The organism is Aeromonas sp. s6, from assembly GCF_040907815.1.
Lineage (GTDB): Bacteria > Pseudomonadota > Gammaproteobacteria > Enterobacterales > Aeromonadaceae > Aeromonas > Aeromonas caviae.
Window position 1 is genome coordinate 1 of record NZ_JBFOCN010000018.1, and the last position, 20,065, is coordinate 20,065.

The following is a 20,065-nucleotide window of genomic DNA, read 5'->3' on the forward strand; positions in this document are numbered from 1 at the left end:
TGGGTGTGGCTTGTTTTGTTTAGCGACTAATCAGATCGCACAAACTGGACTGAGTTCCCTTCCTCCGGTGATCTACTATTCGGAACAGCTATTTATAAACACCCCAGATTTAAATATTCAAAATGAGTCTCTTCCCCCGCCGAAAATAGAATGTCCGGCAGGTGGGAAATATTGGGAAATGGATGCACGACATCGCCTCGCCAGAATAAACAGGCGAAGACAGGTGCAGCTATTTCAGTTCAGGAATGGAGGCGGGCTCGTGGCATGGCAGGCATGCCGCGCCGCCGCGGGGAATTACAGCGGGAAGAAGAACGCGATCTTATGGTCCAGGGTAAACCACTTGGGATAGCTGACCTTGATATTTATGTTGTTGCTCATCCAATTGATATTAACAACGCCAAATAACAGCACCCATTATGGTGGGGAGCGCTATATGATCAATTGCAATATGAGCAAAGTGGGATGGCGCTAACAATTTGGCGGGGGATTTTTATACAGCTTATTATCGCCAATCCGAAAGATCCCCCCATCATCCACCTTTTGCCCTTTCCCCCTCAGTGGCTCAACCAGGGCAGCCGCTGCAACAGCTCGTAGCGGTAAGGGATCGGTGTCTGGCTGACCCAGAGATCCAGCAAGCCGTAAGCGAGCAGCGGCAACACCAGCAGCAACAGACAGAGCAGCCCCAGCAGTTGGCGGGGGGCGAGTCGCTGCCCTTGTGTGCCAAGATGCAGGGCATCGGCCCGCTTGGGGCAGGCGGCCACGCAGCTCTGGCAGCTGGTGCACTCGAGACTGCGCACCGCGATGAGCTGGTGTACCTGGATGCGAGACGGGCAGGCCCGGCTGCACTTGTCGCAGTCGTGGCCCAGGCTTCGCAGGCAGCGGTCCGGGTCACGGCGAATGCGCAGCGGGGTCAGCAGGCCGAGCAGGGCCATCCAGGCGCCATAGGGGCAGAGATAGCGACAGAACCCTTGCCGGAAGGTGGCGGTGAGCAGCAGCACCCAGCCAAGGCACAGGCCCGAGATCAGGGTCAGGTTGAAGAAGAAGGCCCCCATCTTCATGTCCGCCGCCTGATGGTAGGGGCTGGCGAGGTAGCCGGGCAGGGCGGCGGCGGGTACCGCCAGCAATATGATGAAGAGCAGAAAGCCGAGCACCAGAAACTTCTGGCCGCGCAACACGGCATCGAGCCAGCGCGGCGGGGTCCACTCCCCCGGCAACAGGCGCGAGCGCAGGCCGTGCAGCCACTCCCCCACCAGCCCGAGCGGGCAGAACCAGGCACAAAATGCCCGACCCAGCAGCAGGGCCGACAGGGAGAGCACCAGCACGGTGACGGTGGCCGCCGGGTGGTGAGGGTCCGTCAGCCCCTGCCCGAGCCAGGCCCGCAGCCCGAGACCACCTGCGATGGGCAGGAAACCGTCCACCACGTCGGGGCGCACCAGCCAGGGGGTCATCCCCAGCCCCAACTGTCCGATATGAACAACATATTGAACCGCCACCAACACCCAACACAGCAGCAATAGCTGCCTGGTGGCCGTTCTGAGACGTTGACTGTCTATGTGGGCCAGCATGAGCAGGGGGCGATAGCGCAGCCAGAGCGCCAGGGTCGTGGCCACCAGCCCCAGTGCGAGCCAGAGTACCGAATCCGCCACCAGCAGCCAGAGCGCGGCGGCCAACAGCAGAGAGAGCGTCCAACCCCAACCGCTGCGGCCCTGCCACAACAACAGAACCAGATAGACCAGACCCGAGGTCATGGTCAGGGCTTCCAACAGGCTCATGTTTCCCTCACTGTGCTCATCCGAATCGAGGGGGCAGGATAACCAACATCTGAGTTGATGATTTTGATCTGCATGGGCAGAGGGGGCATTTGCCCGCTCCGCCCCCTCAGCCTTAAACCCCGTTATTTGCGGCTGTGGAACAGCGGCTGGTCGGATTCGGCCTGCTCGGCCCAGAAGTGGATGTTGAAGCGGGCATCCTCCGACAGCTCCACCCTGTGCCAGTACTGGGGCGGGCTGGTGGCAAACTCCCCGGCCCGGATCACCAGGCTCACCTCGGGCTCCTCGGCCTGTTCGTCGGCAAAGCCGTGATAGGTGACGGTGCCCTCCATCACGCAGAGCTGGCCGAACACCCCGGCCGCGGTGTTGTGGTGGGTGAGCAGGGCCTGGGGTACGTTCTGGCGGGTGAAAAAGGGGGTGGAACGGCGTACCACCCAGTGAGACGGTATCAGTTGCATGGCCATATCAATTCTCCTCGAGTGGCCGGGTCAGCCCGGCCTTCGGTTATCAATGGTTCAACGGGGCAGCTGACGCAGCAGCGGGAAGGCGGCGCTCATCTGGTCGCCCCCCACCACGAAGCCGCACAGCTTGCCATCTTCGCCGTGCGCCTCGGCCACCATGCCGTGGCTGTTCCAGCGGCACTGCCAGGCGAGCTCCTCGCCCCGGGTGCGGCCGGCCAGTTGCAGCGGGTAGCGCGGCGTCTTCACCTTCACCAGCATGGGCGGCAGGGCCAGCAGGGTCGGCGTGCCGAGCAGGGTGCGCGCCAGCGCATTGGCCCCCAGCACTATGGGTTGCAGGAAGGGGAGCAGCTGACCTTGCCACTGCACGCAATCCCCCAGGGCGAAGATGTGGGGATCGCTGGTCTGCAGCCGATCGTCGACCAGGATGCCGCGCTCCACTGCCAGCCCGGCCCCCCGGGCCAGGGCCAGATTCGGCCGCAGGCCGATCGCGGCGATCACCAGATCCTGCTCGCTGACGCGCCCGTCACTCAGGGTGACGCGCCAGCCATCCCCCGGCTGACCGTCTATCCTGGCGAGACCTGTCCCGAACTGCAGGCTGACCCCCTGGCTGCGCAGCGCCTGTTGCAGCGGCTGGGTCAGAGTGGCGGGCAGCAGGGCGCTTAAGGGGCTGTCGGCCAGGTCCAGCAGGGTGACCTCTCGGCCATCGCTCGCCATGTCCATCGCCAGTTCGCAGCCGATGAGGCCGGCCCCCAGCACCAGGATGCGGCGGGCCTGCTGGATTGCCCCCTCGGCGGCGGCATACTCCTGCTGGCTGTTGAGGGTGACCAGATGCTCGCTGCCCGGCAGATCGGGGCGCGCCGCACTGGCACCGGTGGCCAGCACCAGCTGGCCATAGGGGAATTCCCCCTGCTCGGTCAGCACCAACCGCCGGGCTGGATCGATGCCGAGCACCGGGCTGTGGGGCAGCAGCGCAATGCGCTGCTGCTCGGCAAAATCGCTGCCGCTCTGACGGGTCATGGCTGCGGCAGGGCAGCCCCGACTCACCACGTGGCTCAAGTCGGGCTTGTTGTACTCGTCACCGCTGTCGGCGGTGATGAGGCGGATGGGCTGATCCCAGTCCAGCTTGCGCAGGCTCTTGACCAGCTGCTGGGCGGCGAAGCCGCTGCCGATCACCACTATCTCCCGGCTGATGCCGGCGTCACTCTGCGTTGTTGTGCTCATACACAGGCCTCCACGGCGCAGGGTTCGAATACCTCCTTGCCGATGCCGCAACCCGGGCAGAGGAAGCTCTCCGGCACCTTGGCCCAGGGGGTGCCCGGCGCCACCAGCTGATCCGGCTCGCCCTGGGCCGGGTCGTAAACCCACTGGCAGACGGTGCAGAGCATGGCCTGGTCGTCATCCCATTCGGCGGCAGCCGGAGTGGCTTGCGGGGTCTTGGCTGGCACGGATACTGGCGTCACGGTTGCCTGGGTTGTGGTGATCGGGCGGGGTGCGTCCAGCGGGTGTAACGCCCACTGACGGGCGAGCTGGCGGCCATGCTCGCGGCATTCGGCCAGCGCCGAGCCATCCGGGCGCCACTTGCCCTTGAGTGAGAGGCTGATGTCGAAACCTGCATCCATCAATCGGGTCTGGATCCGGTCCACCGCACCGCCGGTCCAGCCGTAGCTGCCGAAGGCCGAGGCACGCTTGTTGCGAAAACGCAGGCCGGTGATCTCTTCGAGCATGCCCGCCACCTTGGGCATCATGACGTTGTTCATGGTGGAGGAGCCCACCAGTATCCCCTTGGAGCGGAACACCTGGGTCAGGATCTCGTTCTTGTCGTGGCGGGCCACGTTGTAGATCTTCACCGCCACGCCGGGGTCCACCTCGTGGATGCCCTGGGCGATGGCGTCGGCCATCATGCGGGTGTTGTTGGACATGGAGTCGTAGAACAAGGTGATGCGGTCTTCCTGATAGTGGTCGGCCCACTCCAGGTATTTCAGGATGATCTGGGTGGGGTCCTCGCGCCAGACGATGCCGTGGGAGGTGGCCACCATGCTCACCGGCAGGTTGAAGCCCAGCACCTCCTTGATCTTGGCGGTCACCAGCGGGCTGAAGGGGGTGAGGATGTTGGCGTAGTAGCGCTGGCACTGCTCCATCAGCTCGGTCTGATCCACCTCGTCGTTGAACAGGTGCTCGTCGCAGTAGTGCTGGCCGAAGGCGTCGTTGGAGAACAGCACTGCATCTTCTGTCATGTAAGTCATCATGCTGTCGGGCCAGTGCAGCATGGGGGTCTCGATAAATACCAGCTGCTTGCCGTTGCCGATGTCCAGGCTGTCACCGGTCTTGACCGGGTGGAAGTTCCACTCCGGGTGGTGATGATGGCCGGTGATGGAGTCGATGGCGTTGTGGGTGCAGTAGATGGGGGTGCCGGGAATGCGGGCCATCAGCTCGGTCAGGGCGCCGGCGTGATCCTCCTCGGCGTGGTTGATCACCACATAGTCGATGGNGCGGCGAGATCGATCTCGGCCGCCAGGTTCTGCACGAACTCCCGGCTGAACTTGTGATCGACGGTGTCGATCAGCACGTTTTTCCCTTCGCGGATGAGGTAGCTGTTGTAGCTGGTGCCCTTGTGGGTCTTGTACTCGGTGCCGTGGAAGTCGCGTACCTCCCAGTCCCGTTGGCCGACCCAGTGGATGTTGTTCTTGACGTGAATGCTCATCAGGCAGTTCCTCGAATGCAATAGTGGATGTTCAACTGAACCAGCTATTGCAGCGGACGTGCCAAATTGTAACCCATTGTTTTTAATGGCTTCGCATATCACTCGTTGTCATTAAGACACCACACCTTTATAGTCAAAATCACAAACATACTGTCATTTGGACAATTATCGTGATCTCGACCGACAGCCTGGCGCGCATCGCCCTCGACCTGCAACTCGGCATCTCTCATCAGGACCGCTTCCACCGCCTGATCCAGAGCGTGCGCAGCCTGCTGAACTCCGATGCCTCGGCCCTGCTGCGCTACGAGGGGGGCCAGTTCATTCCGCTGGCCATCGACGGCCTGATGCAGGACGTGCTGGGTCGCCGCTTCGCCCTCAAGGATCACCCACGCCTCGAGGCCATCGCCCGCGCCGGGGATGTGGTGCGCTTCCCTGCCGACAGCGCCCTGCCCGACCCCTATGACGGCCTGCTGCCGGATCACGACGACTTCAAGGTACACGCCTGCGTCGGCCTGCCGCTCTTCTCGGATCAGGCGCTGATCGGCGCCCTGACCATAGACGGCATGAACCCGACCCAGTTCGACGGCATCAGCGACGAGGAGCTGCGGCTGGTGGGGGCCCTGGCCGCCGCCGCCCTCGACAACGCCCTGCTGCTGGAGCGGCTCGCCCGCCAGAGCAGCGAGCCCCTGGTCCCCGGCACCCGGCCCGGCCCTGAGCAGCCGGAGATGATAGGGCACACCCCCGCCATGGCCCGGTTGCGCCACGAGATAGACGTGGTGGCAAGCTCCGAGCTGAACGTGCTGATTTTGGGGGAGACCGGTGTGGGCAAGGAGCTGATCGCCAAGGCGGTGCATGGCGGCTCGCCCCGCGCCCATGCCCCCCTGGTCTACCTCAACTGCGCCGCCCTGCCCGAATCCGTGGCCGAGAGCGAGCTGTTCGGCCACGTGAAGGGGGCCTTCACCGGCGCCATCCACAATCGGGCGGGCAAGTTCGAGCTCGCGGACAAGGGCACTCTGTTTCTCGACGAGATAGGGGAGCTCTCCCTGGCGCTGCAGGCCAAGCTGCTGCGGGTGCTGCAATACGGCGATCTGCAGCGGATCGGTGACGACACTCCGCTCAAGGTGAATGTGCGCATCCTGGCGGCCACCAACCGGGATCTGAAACAGGCGGTGGTCGAGGGGCAGTTTCGGGCCGACCTCTACCACCGGCTGAGCGTGTTCCCGATCCACGCCCCGGCACTGCGGGAACGCCCAGGCGACATTCCCCTGCTGGCCGGTTATTTTTGCGAACGCTGCCGGCTCGGCCTGGGGCTGGAGCAGCTGCGTATCCAGCCACAAGCGCTGCAACTGCTCGAGCGCCACGACTGGCCCGGCAACGTGCGGGAGCTGGAGCACGCCATCCACCGCGCCGCCGTGCTGGCCAGGGCCGAACAGGGCAGCCCCTCGCCGACCCTGAAACCCCATCACTTCAACCTGGGACCGACGGGCTCATCCCTTCCAGCCGACACCGTCAGCCAGCCCGCCTCCCCGGCCATTGCCGGCCTGGGCCTTCGCGCCGCCACCGATCTGTTCCAGCGCCAGCTCATCGAGCAGACCCTGACCGCCCATGACGGCAACTGGGCCGCCAGCGCCCGGGCGCTGGATCTGGACGGCGGCAACCTGCACCGCCTCGCCAGGCGGCTCGGTCTCAAGGCCTGACGCCCCCAGATACGAGAGGGGCCCAAAAACAGAAACCCCCTCGCTGGCGAGGGGGTTTCTTGTTCATGGCACCCGTGGCGCCGTCAGCGCAGGGACTTGACCGAGCGGCGGACGATGAGCTCGGGCTGCACCGTCATGGACTCCACTTCCAGCTCCTTGTTGCGGATCCGGCTCACCAGTTGCTGCACCGCCAGCAGGCCGAGCTCGGCCTTGGGGTGGCGGATGGTGGTGAGCGGCGGGCTGGAGAAGCGCGCCATCTCCACGTCGTCATAGCCGATCATGGAGATATCGTCCGGCACCTTGACCCCGGCCTCCCAGGCGGCGCAGATGGCACCGATGGCCATGGGATCGTCGAAGGCAAAGACCGCGGTCGGGCGAGGGGTGAGGGCCAGGATGCGCTGCATGGCATCGAAGCCGCTCTGGCTCTCGTAGTCCCCTTCGAAGATCTGCTCTTCTTTCAGGGTCATCCCCTGTTCAGCCAGGGCATCGCGCACCCCGTCCAGCCGTTGCTGGGTGGTCGGCTTGGCGAGATGGCCGGTGATGCAGACGATGTTGGTGTGGCCCTGCTCCAGCAGATGGCGCACCGCCAGACGCGCGCCGATGCGGGCGTTGTCGTTTATCACGTTGGCGAAATCGCACTCGTTGCCCCAGTCCAGCACCACTTGCGGCACGTTTTTGTGGATACGCAGCATGTCCCTGAACTGGGTGTCGATATCGGTCCCCAGCACCAGCAGACCGTCGACCCGCTTCTCCATCAGCATGCGCAGATAGTGCTGCTGGCGGGGCGGCTGGTTCTCGGTGTTGCACAGGATCAGGCTGTAACCCTGCTCGAAGCAGTAGGCTTCCACCCCCTGTACCACTTCCGCGAAGAAGGGGTTGGCACTGGTGGTCACCAGCATGCCAATGGTCTTGGTCGAATTGATCTTGAGACTGCGCGCCACCGAGTTGGGCGCGTAGTTCAGCTCTGCCACCGCCTCAAGCACTTTCTGGGTTGCGTCTTCGCTGACCCGACGGGTGTGATTGAGTACATGTGAGACGGTGGAGATGGATACGCCTGCGCGCGAGGCGACATCCTTGATAGTTGCCATCTCTGTCTCCTGAATAACAAAGGCGGAACAGTAGCAGATTTCCCGAATAAAGGCTTGGTTTTAACGGGCGCTGCCAGTGAATTATCAATGCTGGCTAATCTATGCGGTCATTTCTTTTTGCGCAAACGGATTTTGGTCAAAATGAGAGCGGACGCAGAATGAAATATCGTCAGTTTTTTACTCTGGAAATTGTCACCATGACAATTTGTTATCTGTATGTTGCACCACCTTGGCGACATTAAACTCCAGTAAACAGCAATAAACTGCGTGTTAGTTTCACAAAACCCCTCTCACACCTGCTCCGGTTAGTATCTTTAACATCTTGTTATTGCCCGGCGAGGAATGATAGAACCTTATCTATCGCCGGGCTGGCGGGACACAGGCTCGGAATGACGTGCATAAAATGAAACAATTCACTGATTAAGGGACGAATCAATGCATAACTTCAGCAAAATGGCAGTCAGAGCAGCGGTTTCTTTGGCTCTGTTTGGATCAGTTTCCATGGCCAATGCGGCCGATACCATCAAGATCGGCATCGCCGGCCCCCTGACCGGCCCGGTCGCCCAGTACGGTGACATGCAGTTCACCGGCGGCAAGATGGCGGTCGAGCAGATCAACAAGGCGGGCGGCATCAAGGGCAAGCAGATCGAAGCCGTCATCTATGACGATGCCTGCGATCCCAAGCAGGCCGTGGCCATCGCCAACAAGGTGATCAACGACGGCGTCAAGTTCGTGGTCGGCCACCTCTGCTCCGACAACACCCTGCCCGCCTCCGACATCTATGAAGATGAAGGGGTCCTGATGGTCACCCCCGCCTCCACCAATCCCAAGATCACCGAGCGCGGTTACCAGCTGACCCTGCGTACCATCGGTCTGGACAGCGACCAGGGCCCGACCGCCGCCAAGTACATCATCGAGCAGGTCAAACCCCAGCGCGTGGCCGTCATCCACGACAAGAAACAGTACGGTGAAGGCATCGCCTCCAGCGTGAAAGCCGCGCTGGACAAGGCCGGCGTCAAGGTCGTTGCCTATGAGGGCATCACCGCCGGCGACAAGGACTTCTCCGCCCTGATCGCCAAGCTGCAAAAAGAGAACGTCGACTTCGTCTACTACGGCGGCTACCACCCCGAGCTGGGTCTGATCCTGCGCCAGGCTGGCGAGAAGGGTCTGAAGGCCAAGTTCATGGGTCCGGAAGGCGTGGGCAACAAGGACATCTCCGCCATCGGCGGCCCGGCTTCCGAAGGCCTGCTGGTGACCCTGCCGAACAAATATGACCTGGTGCCGGCCAACGCCCCCATCGTAGAAGCGTTCAAGGCCAAGGGTCAGGACTCCTCCGGTCCGTTCGTCTGGACCACCTACGCCGCCATGCAGGCCCTGGCGGCCGGTATCGCCAAGGCGGGCGAGGATGATCCGGCTGCCGTCGCTGCCGCCATCAAGGCCGCACCGATCGACACCGTGATGGGCCCCCTGACCTGGGCGCCGAACGGTGACCTGAAAGGCTTCGAATTCGGTGTGTTCCAGTGGCACGCCGACGGTACCTCCACTCAACTCAAATAATCTGCCGGTCGGGGTGACGTGAGTCACCCCTCCTTTCTTTGCGGGCAAGTACACAGGGAACGCGGTATGTCCGAACACCTTCTTTATCTGGTTCAGCAGTTGCTGAACGGATTGACCATAGGCAGCACCTATGCGTTGATCGCCATCGGCTACACCATGGTCTACGGCATCATCGGCATGATCAACTTCGCCCACGGCGAGGTCTACATGATCGGCTCCTATGTCGCCTTCATGGTGATGGCCGGGCTCATGATGATGGGCATCGACAGCACCGTGCTGCTGCTGGGGGGCGCCTTCCTGGTCAGCATCATCATCACCGGCAGCTATGGCTGGTCCATAGAACGGGTGGCCTATCGTCCACTGCGGGGCGGCAACCGCCTGATCCCCCTCATCTCCGCCATCGGCATGTCGATCTTCCTGCAGAACATGATGCGGATGGCCCAGGGCTCGCGTGACATCGCCATGCCCACTCTGATCTCCGGGGGCTGGACCCTCGGCGGCGAGGATGGCTTCCAGGCCAGCCTCTCCTACATGCAGCTCATCATCTTCGTGGTGACCTTCGTCACCATGCTGGCGTTGACCCAGTTCATCGGCCGCTCCCGCATGGGGCGTGCCTGCCGTGCCTGTTCCGAAGACATCAAGATGGCCAACCTGCTAGGGATAGACACCCACGTGGTCATCTCCATCACCTTCGTGCTGGGGGCCGCCCTGGCCGCCGTCGCGGGGGTGCTGCTCGGCATGTACTACGGTGTCATCAACCCCTATCTCGGCTTCATGGCGGGCTTGAAGGCCTTCACCGCCGCGGTATTGGGCGGCATCGGCAGCATTCCCGGCGCCGTACTGGGCGGCCTGCTGCTCGGCGTGGTGGAAGCGCTCACCGCGGGCTATCTCAGCACCGAGTACAAGGATGTGATGGCCTTTGCCCTGCTCATCTTCGTGTTGCTCTTCATGCCCACCGGCATCCTGGGTCGTCCGGAGGTCGAGAAGGTATGAAAAACCAATCTATGCATGCCCTCGTGCTGCTGTTCATGACCATCACTGGCATTCTCGGCCGTCCGGAAGTGGAGAAAGTCTGATGAAACGTCAATTTATCCATGCCTGCATCGCCAGCCTGGTGCTGCTGGTGCTCTCCTTCTGGCTGCTCGGCTTCAAGCTGGAGACCGATGGCTCCCGCCTGCTGGTGGTGAGCCGCCTCGATGTATCGCTGGCCTGGCTGCTGGGGGGCGCCACCATCGTCTTCTGGTTCCAGATGCTGCGCGGCCAGATAAGCCGGCTGTTCCAGGCCTCCATCAGCGGCTTCTCCGTCGGCTTCACCAAGCTGGTGCTGCCAAGCCCCGAAGAGGCCCCCAAGCTCTATAACCTCACCGCCGTGCTGGTGCTGCTGTTTGCGGTGAGCTGGCCCTTCATGGCCTCTCGCGGCGCCATCGATCTGGCCACCCTCACCCTGATTTACATCATGCTGGGGCTGGGACTGAACGTGGTGGTGGGCCTCGCCGGTCTGCTCGACCTCGGCTACGTCGGCTTCTATGCGGTCGGCGCCTACAGCTACGCCCTGCTCAACACCTACTTCGGTCTGAGCTTCTGGGAGTGTCTTCCCATCGCCGGTCTGCTGGCGGCCACCTTCGGCTTCCTGCTCGGGTTCCCGGTGCTGCGGCTGCGGGGGGACTACCTGGCCATCGTCACCCTGGGCTTTGGCGAGATCATCCGCATCCTGCTCAACAACATGACCACCCTGACCGGCGGTCCGAACGGGATCTCCGGCATTCCGAAACCGACTCTGGGGGGGCTGGAGTTCAACCGCACCGTCAAGGATGGGGGCTTTGGCACCTTCCACGACTTCTTCGGCATCGCCTACAACGCCAACCACAAGGTGATCTTCCTCTACCTGATGGCCCTGGTGCTGGTAGTGGCGACCCTGTTCGTCATCAACCGCCTGCTGCGCATGCCGCTCGGCCGTGCCTGGGAGGCGCTGCGGGAAGACGAGATCGCCTGCAAGTCCCTGGGGCTCAACCCCACCATCATCAAGCTGACCGCCTTCACCATAGGCGCCTGCTTCGCGGGCTTTGCCGGCAGCTTCTTCGCCTCGCGCCAGGGCTTCATCAGCCCGGAATCCTTCGTCTTCATCGAGTCGGCCATCGTTCTTGCGATTGTGGTGCTGGGGGGCATGGGATCCCAGATCGGGGTGGTGCTGGCGGCCATCGTGATGACGGTGCTGCCGGAGCTCGCCCGCGAGTTCAACGAATATCGCATGCTGATGTTCGGTCTCTTGATGGTATTCATGATGATCTGGCGGCCGCAGGGACTGCTGCCCATGAGTCGACCCCATATGGAGCTGCGTAAATGAGCAACAATCAACCATTGTTGGATGTCTCAGATCTGTCGATGCGCTTTGGCGGCCTGCTTGCGGTCAACGGCGTCAAGCTGGATGTGGAAAGGGGGGAGGTGATCTCCATCATCGGCCCCAACGGGGCGGGCAAGACCACCATCTTCAACTGCCTGACCGGCTTCTATCGCCCGAGTGGCGGTGTCATTCGCTACAAGGGTGAGGAGATCCAGGGGTTGCCCGGCCACCTCATCGCCCGCAAGGGCATAGTGCGGACTTTCCAGCACGTGCGCCTGTTCAAGGAGATGACGGCGGTGGAAAACCTGCTGGTGGCCCAGCACAGGCATCTCAATACCGGCTTCATCGCCGGCCTGTTCAAGACCCCCTCTTTCCGCCGTGCCGAGAAAGAGGGGTTGGAGCAGTCCGCCTTCTGGCTGGAGAAGGTGGGCCTCAAGGATCTCGCCAACCGCGCCGCGGGCAACCTGGCTTACGGCCAGCAGCGCCGCCTCGAGATCGCCCGCTGCATGGCGACCCGGCCCGAACTGCTGATGCTGGATGAACCGGCCGCAGGTCTCAATCCCAAGGAAACCGACGAGCTCAACGAGCTCATCTCCAACCTGCGAGACGAGTTCGGGGTCTCGGTGCTGCTGATCGAGCACGATATGAAGCTGGTGATGGAGATCTCCAACCGCATCTTCGTGGTCAACCAGGGCACCCCGCTGGCCCACGGCAAACCGGACGAAATCCGCAGCAATCCGGCGGTGATCAAGGCCTATCTGGGCGAGTCGTAAGGACAAAAAGATGTTAGAACTTCGCAACGTATCGACCCACTACGGCAAAATTCAGGCGCTGCACGACGTCAGCGTCGAGGTGAAAGAGGGGGAAATCGTCACCCTGATCGGCGCCAACGGCGCCGGCAAGACCACTCTGCTGATGACCCTGTGTGGCGAGCCCAAGCCCAGCAGCGGTTCCATCTGGTTCGAGGGGGAGCAGATAGACTCCCTCACCACCGCCCGCATCATGCGCAAGGACATCGCCGTGGTGCCGGAGGGGCGCCGCATCTTCGCCCGCCTCACGGTGGAGGAGAACCTGCTGATGGGGGCCTTCTTCGTCGACAAGGCGGAGCAGCGCGGCCTGCTGGATCAGATATTTACCTTGTTCCCCCGCCTGCACGAGCGGCTGGAGCAGCGGGCAGGCACCATGTCCGGCGGCGAGCAGCAGATGCTGGCCATCGGCCGCGCCTTGATGAGCAAGCCGCGCCTGCTGCTGCTGGATGAACCCTCCCTCGGATTGGCGCCCATCGTCATCCAGCAGATCTTCGACACCATAGAGCAACTGCGCCAGAAGGGGATGACCATCTTCCTGGTGGAGCAGAACGCGAACCAGGCGCTCAAGCTGGCGGATCGCGGCTATGTGCTGGAGAACGGCCGGGTGGTGCTGCAAGACACGGGAGAGGCCCTGCTGGCCAACCCCGCCGTCCGCCAGGCCTATCTCGGCGGCTGAGGATGCAGCAACCATCGTCACCCTTCCCCTGCCGCGCTCCCCGAGCCCGGCAGGGGAACAGCCCCCCGCCGAGGAGCACATTGTGAGCCGTGCGCGGGCGACGCAGGATCAGCACCACTTCTGGCACGATCCCGCCCTGCCCTTCATCGAGGCGAGGGCGGTGCAGGATGGCCGGCGCGTCTGCTACGACAAGCACAGCCACCCCCACTTCTCCATCGGCACCATCACCGGCGGCCACAGCCACTACCTCAACCAGCGCAGCCTGCAAGAGGTCGGCCGCGGCAGCCTGGTGCTGATGAACCCAGAAGAGGTGCACGCCTGCAATCCCGTCGCGGACCAGCCCTGGTCCTATCTGATGTTCTACATCGACAACCTCTGGTTGCAGCGCCAGCAGGAGGAGGCCGGGCTCGGAAACGCGTTTCGCCCCTTCGACATGACCGCAAGCCGGGATCCCCTGCTCTACCAGGGGCTCTGCCGGCTTCACCGGCAACTGGTGGAGGAGCCGGATCCCCTGGCTCGCGAAGTGACCTGCCACCTCTTCAGCCGCCAGCTTCTGGCCAGGCTCACCCCGGCCAAGTGGGATGACCGCCCTCCCCGGCACCTGCAGCGAGCCGCCGAGCTGATGCAGGACGAGAGTGCCTGCGCCCTCACCCTGGCACAGCTGAGTGCGGTGGCCGGGCTTACCCCTTCCCACTTCGTGCGCGCCTTCAGCCGCCACTACGGCATGACGCCCCACGCCTACCTGCTCGATCAGCGCATTCGCCACGCCCGCACCCTGCTGCGCCAGGGGCAGCCCCTGGCGGAAGTGGCCCTTGCCAGCGGTTTTGCCGATCAGGCCCACTTCCAGCGCCAGTTCAAACGCCGGGTGGCAGCCACCCCGGGCCAGTACAGAGCGCAGCTCGCCCCTCAGGACGAGCGCACCAGATAGGCGGCGCTGAGCAGCAGCAAGAGCGCCATGGCCCGATTGAACCAGCGCAACCGGCGGGGAGAGACCAGCCCCCCCTGCAATCGGCTGCCCGCATAGGCCCAGCAGGCGATGGAGCCGAGGCAGATCACCAGATAGATGCCGGTAAAGAGGGCGATCTGGCTCATGCCGCCCGCGATCCCATAGGCTCCCATCCCCATGCTGGCGGCGAGCCAGGCCTTGGGATTGAGCCACTGCATCAAGGCCCCGTACCAGAAGGCGGGGGGCACGCCCTCTACTTCCTCCACCTCGCCGCTGTCCACCAGCAACTGCCAGGCCATCCAGCCGAGAAAGAGCACGCCGCCCCAGTGAATGGCCCCCAGCGCCACAGGCCAGCGGGACAGGGCGCCGCCAAGACCCAGCCCCATCAGCAGGAGCAGCAGGATGAAGCCGAGGGTGGCCCCCACCACGTGGCGCAGGCTGGCCGTGAAACCGTACCGGGCGCCGGTGCCAAGGGCGACCAGATTGACCGGCCCCGGGGAGATGGACATGGCCAGGGCAAACCCGGCCATGGATAACAGCAGACTGAATTCCATGGATGATGCTCGTTCAATTGAGGGAAGTCCGAGCCTACCCGGCCCGGGCGGCCCGATATTGAAGAAAATTGCGATCCCCTGGATGCCGCCCCCATTGCACACTTAGCGCAAACCGCCGCTTGCGGTAAACTGCCCTTCAACCCTCCATTTTCAGGACATCTCAATGGACCAGTTTGCCCATATCAGCGCCCATGATGCCCACCAGAAGCTGAGCGCAGGCGAAGCCCGTCTCGTGGACATTCGCGATCCCCAATCCTTCGAGACGGCCCACGCGGTCGGCGCCTTCCACCTCACCAACGGCACCCTGGTTCGCTTTATGAACGAGGTGGACTTCGATACCCCCGTCATCGTGATGTGCTATCACGGCAACAGCAGCCAGGGGGCGGCCCAGTACCTGCTGCAACAAGGCTATGACGAGGTCTATAGCCTGGATGGCGGTTTCGAGGCCTGGCGCAGGGAGTTCCCCATCCAGGCGGGGGACGCATGACAGAGGCGGGTCGTTCCTCCTCGACCGGCATGATCCAGCTGCTGGTACTGGGCGACGCCCGCATGGCCCAGGCGCTGGTGGATTATCTCGCCACCCTGGGCATTCCGTGCGAGCTGACCCAGTCCGAGCTCGGCGTCTCGGTCTGGCTGGCGGACGAACGGCGCCTCGCCCAGGCCCAGCAGGAGGTCAAACGCTTCCTGAGCGAACCCAATCACCCCCGCTACATGGAGGCCTCCTGGCAATCCGGCCATGCCGATGCCCGGATCGACTACAGCAAGGGGATGACGGATCCGGTCACCGATTTCCTTCACCAGGCGGGCCCCCTGACCCTGGTGGTCATCATCGCCTGCCTGGCCATCTACGCTCTGGATGCCATCGGCCTGCCCATCTTCGACGAGCTCGCCTTCCACCCCACCCTGGCCCAGTTCACCGACTGGCAGGCCTGGCGCTACGTCACCCCGGCCTTCATCCACTTCTCGGTGGTGCACCTGGTGTTCAACCTGTTGTGGTGGTGGTATCTCGGTGGCCAGATAGAGCAGCGCCTCGGCAGCGGCAAGCTGTTCATCCTGCTCATCGTCGGGGCTGCCCTGCCCAATATCGCCGAGTTCTTTGCCAGCGGCCCGCGCTTTGGCGGCCTCTCCGGGGTGGTCTATGCCCTGCTCGGCTACAGCTGGCTGCGAGCCAGGCTGCAACCGGATTGCGGCCTCGCCATGCCGCCGGCCCTGATGGGCTTCATGCTGGTCTGGCTGGTGCTCGGCTTCTTGGACATGCTCGGTACCCCCACCGCCAACATGGCTCACCTGGCAGGCCTGCTGGTCGGCCTTGCCCAGGGCTGGCTGGACAGGCACCACAGGCCGGGGTGAGGCCTGGTTGCCGGCAACTGCTCGGCAAGCATAGCGACCACCAACATGGCTCACCGGCGGGCCTGCTGGTCGGCCTTGCCCAAGGCTGGCTGGACAGGCGCCATCGGCCAGGGTGAGGCCTGGTTGCCGGCAACGGCTCGGCAACCATAGCGACCACCAACATGGCTCACCTGGCGGGTCTGCTGGTCGGCCTTGCCCAGGGCTGGCTGGACAGGCACCACAGGCCAGCCTGAGCCGATTTGCCATAAAAAAACGCCGCCCCTTGGGGCGGCGTTTTTATTGGTCGGCCAGCTTACTGCTTGAGCAGGCTGGCGTCGGTCACCTTGACCGCGGTACCGCCGCTTGCGAAGAAGCTGCCGAACTGGGTCTGCATCTCGGTGGTGACGGCGCCGGTCGGATCGAAGTTCTCGTCCGGTGCCAGCAGCGAGCTGTGACCCCCGGCCACGAAACGGGCCGCTCTGTGGTTGGCGGCGCCGGTGGCGGTCAGCGGTTGCAGGGCCAGGACCTTGAACAGCGGCTCGGTGCCACCCAGGGGGGCGGTGGCGATGCTGTTCGGGATCACTCGATCCGACAGGCTCAGGGCGCCGTCGCCGACGATTTCGGTGGCAAACAGCGGGAAGTCCGCCGCGATACCGCTCCCCAGGTTGATGGGGTCTGCCGAATCCAGCACCGACTGCGCCGCGAAGCTGTAGCTCTGCAGGGTGCTGGCCGCCGTGGCCTGGGTGGCCGCATCCTGGCTCGGCAGGAACTCGTTGACGAAGCAGGTCGGTACTGCCGTCTTGCAGTTCGGGGCGTAGGCGGTGAAAGCTGCCTTCAGGGCCGCACTGCCAGCGGTCAGCACGCTCATCTGGATGGTCGGACCGAAGGTCGGCGAGTTCAGCAACAGCGGCGCTATGCCGCCACCCGGCATGGCCAGGCCGCCAGTGTCGAACTTGAACAGGGCGTCTGCCGTCGGGTTGCCAACAGACTGGTTGGCCACCGCCAACAGGTTGGCCCCCGCGATGGCACCCAGGGAGTGACCCAGGAAGTGCACCTTGAGGCTGCCTGCGGTGCCGATGGCGCCCTTGGCATTGGCCAGCCCCACTGCCAGACGCAGGCCCAGCAGATCCGCCACGCTCTGTTTCAGGTTGTCGCGGGCCACGGTCAGGTAGCTCAGGTTCAGGTAGGGGGTCGGGTTGTCGGAGGTGGTCACCGAGTCCATGCTGCCGGTCAGGGCGAAGCCGCGTTCACCATGCAGGGGATGATCGATCACCACCACGGCCACGTTCTTGCTCGCCTGGGCACCGGCACCAATCTGGCCAAGGGCCAGGGCGTAGGCGTTCTCCTTCACGGAGGTGACGCCGTGCTGATAGATGATCACGTCGGTGATGTTCGCCAGCGGTGCGGCGGCGAAGATCCGCATCGGGACGGACTGCACCTCTTCCAGTGCCGGCAGCGGGTTGAAGCGCCCGATATTCATCTCGGGATCCAGCGCCTTGCCGCCGGAGGTGAGGGTCACCCCGATCAGCTTGCTCGCCTCCGCCAGCAGCTCGGCCTGACGGCTCGGATCGGCGATGAGTTCGCCCAGCAGGGCCGGATCCACGCCCGCCCCCACCAGGCCGCCGATCACTTCGGCATCCTGGGCCTTCAGGGCGTTCGCGATGGCGTAGAGGCTGGGGATGGCACCGTGCCAGGACTGGGTCTTCGCCTTGTCCCAGGAGCCGGCGGTGGCCGGGGAGGAGAGGAAGTAGGGCAGCTTGACGGTGCCGCTGTAGACGGTGGTACCCAAGGCCAGATTGTGGAGTGGAGTGCCGTCACCAAAAGCGGCGGCAATCGCATCCTTCTGCTCCTGGGGCAGGAAGTTCTCGGCGTCCAGCTGGGTCAGGAAGGGGCTGCCGCCGCTCACCGACAGGGTATAGGTGCCAGGCAGGCTGGTATTGCCCAGGGCGTCCTGCTTCCACAGGGCGGCGGCGTCCAGGGTCGGGCTCTTGAGCACGGATGCGGCCGCCCCTTTCACCGCCACCAGCACGTCGGCGCCGGACTGGGTGCCGAACCAGTCGGAGAAGATCACGTGATCGCTGGTGATGCCGGTGGCAGCCTTGAACAGCCCTTCCTGCAGCGCAATCAGGCCGCTGATGGTCTGCTCCTGGGCGTTGCTGCCGGTGCTGGTCTTGTAGTTGCTGTAGTCGCTACCCGGTCGCAGGGGGGCACCCGTGCTGTCTTTGAGGGTATCAGTCGCCACTATCATGTAGTAGGAAGAGGGGTTGAGAGGCTTGAGCGGCACCAGATTCAGCTTGCCGGTCGTCTCGGCCACCACGAAGTCCACCCCGTAGGTCAGCACCTTTTTCACGCCGCTCGGACGCAGGGCCGCACTGTCAAACTCCAGCTCCATCAGGTAGAGGGGTGCCACGGAGGCTGCGAATTCAGCAGCGGCCGGCGCCTTGACCTGGATGCCGGAGGCCGTCACCGGCACTATCTGGATCGCCTGGGTAGTCGACCAGCCATCCAGGGTGGAGAGGGCGGACACCGGGTTGGAGAGATCCGCCGTTTCCGTGGAGAATTTCAGGGTACCGTCGGTCGCACGGGCTGCCAGGGCGCTGGGTCGGACTGCATTGGAGCCGCTCAGCAGATAATCGAGATAGCTTGAGGTATCGCCTGTGTTGTCGTCACTGCCACCACAACCGCTCAGCAGCGCACTGACGACGGCCGCGTAAATTAGCTTTTTCTTCATATCCTTATCTCTTTTATGTTGTTATCCATGATGAGCCTGACGGGGTAGGGTTCAAACCCGACCGAATCATATTAACAGCAACGCAACAATTAATAAGCCTCTGGTCAGTCATCTGATCTGATTTTTTTGTGTACACCATCAAGGAATTGGAATTGATCCCCAGCGTCACAGGGTAGCAGCCAGGGTGCATCAACCAGACCCGACCAGAGCCCGATGGGATCCATGGCGCAAAAAGCCGCCCCGATCTCGGCAAAGGGGACGATTTGTCGGTAGAATGGCGCCATTGCTTAAGGAGACCCCCATGATCGACCCGAAAAAACTGGAAGAGATCGCCAAACAGATACACAACGCCCTGCCCCCCGGCATTCGCAGCATGGGTGAAGAGGTGGAGAAAAAGACCCGTCAGGTCTTGCAGGCTCAGCTCAACAAGCTGGATCTGGTGAGCCGCGAGGAGTTCGACGTGCAGACCAAGGTGCTGCTGCGCACCCGGGAGAAGCTGACCGCCCTCGAGGCCAAGCTGGCCCAGCTCGAGCAGCAGCTCGCTGCCAAGGGCGAATGATCCGGCGTGACCCGCCGTAGATAGCACAAACCCCAGCCAGGCTGGGGTTTGTCGTTTTTATGGGGACAACGAGTTTCTCATCCCCCCTTCTCTCGCAAGACGATAAGGGGGCAGATCGACGCTCTGCGGTTGGCCGTGGTCAGATAAACTCGTAGGCGTCGCCGAAGATGCGCTCGGGCTCGGCGCCCAGCACCTTGAACTCTTCCCGCGCGGCACCGGCCATCTCGAAGCGGCCCGCCACATAGATGTCGTAGTCATGCAGGCTGACGAAGTCATCCATGATGGCCTTGTGCACCAGCCCGGTCCTGCCGGTCCAGTCGCTCTCGGGCTCCTGCACCACGGGAATGAAGGTCAGCGGCGCGTAGTCGCGCTCCCACTGCTGCATCTGCTCCAGCTCGTAGAGCCAGTGCGCCTGGCGTACCCCCCAGTAGAGGAACACCGGACGCTTGCTGCCGCTGCCGATCAGGTATTCCAGGATGGCGCGGGCATAGGAGAAGCCGGTGCCGCCCGCCATCAGGATCAGCGGTCGGGGGGATTCGTCGCGCAGGAACGCCTTGCCGGCGGCCAGCTCGACCTCGATCTCTCCCTGCTCGCGCATGCGGGCCAACACCTGACCGGCATAGGCATTCTCGGGAGTGGCACCGATCTGCAGCTCCAGCACGCCGGAGCGGGTCGGCGAGTTGGCGATGGAGAAGGGGCGCTTGTCCGAATCGCTCATCACCACCAGCAGATACTGGCCCGGCTTGAAGCTCACCTCCTGCTGCGGCGCCAGCGCCACGTGCCAGATGGTGTCGACATATTCGCGCAGTTCCTCTACGCGGCACTTGATACGTTGCATTCTTGTCCT

19 protein-coding genes and 1 pseudogene are annotated in these 20,065 nt (G+C 63.4%); 10 read left to right on the plus strand and 10 right to left on the minus strand.

Features of this window, described 5'->3' with window-relative positions; genetic code table 11:
* Nucleotides 1–294: 294 nt before the first annotated feature.
* The 5 genes and pseudogenes from tnaC to norV all read right to left on the minus strand — a co-directional run bounded on the left by tnaC (nt 295) and on the right by norV (nt 4,931).
* Nucleotides 295–378, minus strand: a complete 84-nt coding sequence (tnaC, locus tag AB5Y50_RS01340) for a tryptophanase leader peptide (protein WP_368162392.1) — start codon at nt 376–378, stop codon at nt 295–297.
* 176 nt (nt 379–554) lie between these two features.
* Nucleotides 555–1,772 (minus strand): 4Fe-4S binding protein, encoded by a 1,218-nt coding sequence (locus tag AB5Y50_RS01345; RefSeq protein ID WP_319882793.1) that lies wholly within the window; start codon nt 1,770–1,772, stop codon nt 555–557.
* 122 nt (nt 1,773–1,894) lie between these two features.
* Entirely contained in the window at nt 1,895–2,233 is a 339-nt protein-coding gene (locus tag AB5Y50_RS01350; RefSeq protein ID WP_041212030.1) for a DUF1971 domain-containing protein, read from the minus strand.
* 51 nt (nt 2,234–2,284) lie between these two features.
* Nucleotides 2,285–3,451, minus strand: a complete 1,167-nt coding sequence (gene norW, locus AB5Y50_RS01355; RefSeq protein ID WP_319882792.1) for an NADH:flavorubredoxin reductase NorW — start codon at nt 3,449–3,451, stop codon at nt 2,285–2,287.
* Nucleotides 3,448–4,931: pseudogene (norV, locus tag AB5Y50_RS01360) on the minus strand (anaerobic nitric oxide reductase flavorubredoxin). The gene norW and the pseudogene norV overlap by 4 nt, the downstream one beginning before the upstream one ends.
* A gap of 170 nt (nt 4,932–5,101) precedes the next feature.
* On the opposite strand from norV, the gene norR reads away from it, so the two are divergent.
* A complete protein-coding gene (gene norR, locus AB5Y50_RS01365; RefSeq protein ID WP_043155422.1) occupies nt 5,102–6,628 on the plus strand; it encodes a nitric oxide reductase transcriptional regulator NorR in 1,527 nt (508 codons plus the stop codon).
* A gap of 83 nt (nt 6,629–6,711) precedes the next feature.
* Here the strand turns inward: norR and AB5Y50_RS01370 are convergent, their stop codons facing one another.
* Nucleotides 6,712–7,716, minus strand: coding sequence for a substrate-binding domain-containing protein (locus tag AB5Y50_RS01370; protein WP_010672385.1), 1,005 nt, complete (start codon nt 7,714–7,716; stop codon nt 6,712–6,714).
* A gap of 435 nt (nt 7,717–8,151) precedes the next feature.
* On the opposite strand from AB5Y50_RS01370, the gene AB5Y50_RS01375 reads away from it, so the two are divergent.
* From AB5Y50_RS01375 to AB5Y50_RS01400, 6 genes are all read left to right on the plus strand, one after another.
* On the plus strand, nt 8,152–9,273 hold the full coding sequence (locus tag AB5Y50_RS01375; protein WP_039041003.1) for a branched-chain amino acid ABC transporter substrate-binding protein: 1,122 nt from the start codon (nt 8,152–8,154) through the stop codon (nt 9,271–9,273).
* Nucleotides 9,274–9,339: 66 nt separating this feature from the next.
* A complete protein-coding gene (gene livH, locus AB5Y50_RS01380; protein ID WP_010672383.1) occupies nt 9,340–10,266 on the plus strand; it encodes a high-affinity branched-chain amino acid ABC transporter permease LivH in 927 nt (308 codons plus the stop codon).
* An 82-nt stretch (nt 10,267–10,348) separates the two neighbouring features.
* Entirely contained in the window at nt 10,349–11,617 is a 1,269-nt protein-coding gene (locus AB5Y50_RS01385) for a high-affinity branched-chain amino acid ABC transporter permease LivM (RefSeq protein WP_039041002.1), read from the plus strand.
* On the plus strand, nt 11,614–12,387 hold the full coding sequence (livG, locus tag AB5Y50_RS01390; protein ID WP_103244008.1) for a high-affinity branched-chain amino acid ABC transporter ATP-binding protein LivG: 774 nt from the start codon (nt 11,614–11,616) through the stop codon (nt 12,385–12,387). The genes AB5Y50_RS01385 and livG overlap by 4 nt, the downstream gene beginning before the upstream one ends.
* 10 nt (nt 12,388–12,397) lie before the next feature.
* Nucleotides 12,398–13,099: an ABC transporter ATP-binding protein gene (locus tag AB5Y50_RS01395; RefSeq protein WP_010672380.1), complete on the plus strand. Its 702-nt coding sequence runs from the start codon at nt 12,398–12,400 to the stop codon at nt 13,097–13,099.
* Between the two features lie 82 nt (nt 13,100–13,181).
* Nucleotides 13,182–14,027 carry an AraC family transcriptional regulator gene (locus tag AB5Y50_RS01400; protein ID WP_368162389.1) on the plus strand — a complete coding sequence of 282 codons (846 nt, stop codon included), beginning with the start codon at nt 13,182–13,184 and terminating at the stop codon, nt 14,025–14,027.
* Here the strand turns inward: AB5Y50_RS01400 and AB5Y50_RS01405 are convergent.
* Complete coding sequence (locus tag AB5Y50_RS01405) at nt 14,006–14,599, minus strand: LysE family translocator (RefSeq protein ID WP_368162390.1); 594 nt, start codon at nt 14,597–14,599, stop codon at nt 14,006–14,008. The genes AB5Y50_RS01400 and AB5Y50_RS01405 overlap by 22 nt on opposite strands.
* 163 nt (nt 14,600–14,762) lie before the next feature.
* Between AB5Y50_RS01405 and glpE the strand changes: the two genes are divergently transcribed.
* Together glpE and glpG are read left to right on the plus strand one after the other, a co-directional pair.
* Nucleotides 14,763–15,086 carry a thiosulfate sulfurtransferase GlpE gene (glpE, locus tag AB5Y50_RS01410; RefSeq protein WP_005307320.1) on the plus strand — a complete coding sequence of 108 codons (324 nt, stop codon included), beginning with the start codon at nt 14,763–14,765 and terminating at the stop codon, nt 15,084–15,086.
* Between the two features lie 29 nt (nt 15,087–15,115).
* Entirely contained in the window at nt 15,116–15,949 is an 834-nt protein-coding gene (glpG, locus tag AB5Y50_RS01415) for a rhomboid family intramembrane serine protease GlpG (protein ID WP_045522602.1), read from the plus strand.
* Nucleotides 15,950–15,999: 50 nt separating this feature from the next.
* Here the strand turns inward: glpG and AB5Y50_RS01420 are convergent, their stop codons facing one another.
* Both AB5Y50_RS01420 and AB5Y50_RS01425 read right to left on the minus strand, forming a co-directional pair.
* Nucleotides 16,000–16,167 carry a hypothetical protein gene (locus tag AB5Y50_RS01420; RefSeq protein ID WP_279976300.1) on the minus strand — a complete coding sequence of 56 codons (168 nt, stop codon included), beginning with the start codon at nt 16,165–16,167 and terminating at the stop codon, nt 16,000–16,002.
* 74 nt (nt 16,168–16,241) lie between these two features.
* Complete coding sequence (locus AB5Y50_RS01425; protein WP_048209332.1) at nt 16,242–18,659, minus strand: VolA/Pla-1 family phospholipase; 2,418 nt, start codon at nt 18,657–18,659, stop codon at nt 16,242–16,244.
* Nucleotides 18,660–18,960: 301 nt separating this feature from the next.
* Between AB5Y50_RS01425 and AB5Y50_RS01430 the strand changes: the two genes are divergently transcribed.
* Complete coding sequence (locus AB5Y50_RS01430) at nt 18,961–19,218, plus strand: accessory factor UbiK family protein (protein ID WP_010672374.1); 258 nt, start codon at nt 18,961–18,963, stop codon at nt 19,216–19,218.
* 139 nt (nt 19,219–19,357) lie between these two features.
* Here the strand turns inward: AB5Y50_RS01430 and fre are convergent, their stop codons facing one another.
* Nucleotides 19,358–20,056, minus strand: a complete 699-nt coding sequence (fre, locus tag AB5Y50_RS01435; protein ID WP_010672373.1) for an NAD(P)H-flavin reductase — start codon at nt 20,054–20,056, stop codon at nt 19,358–19,360.
* Nucleotides 20,057–20,065: the final 9 nt, after the last annotated feature.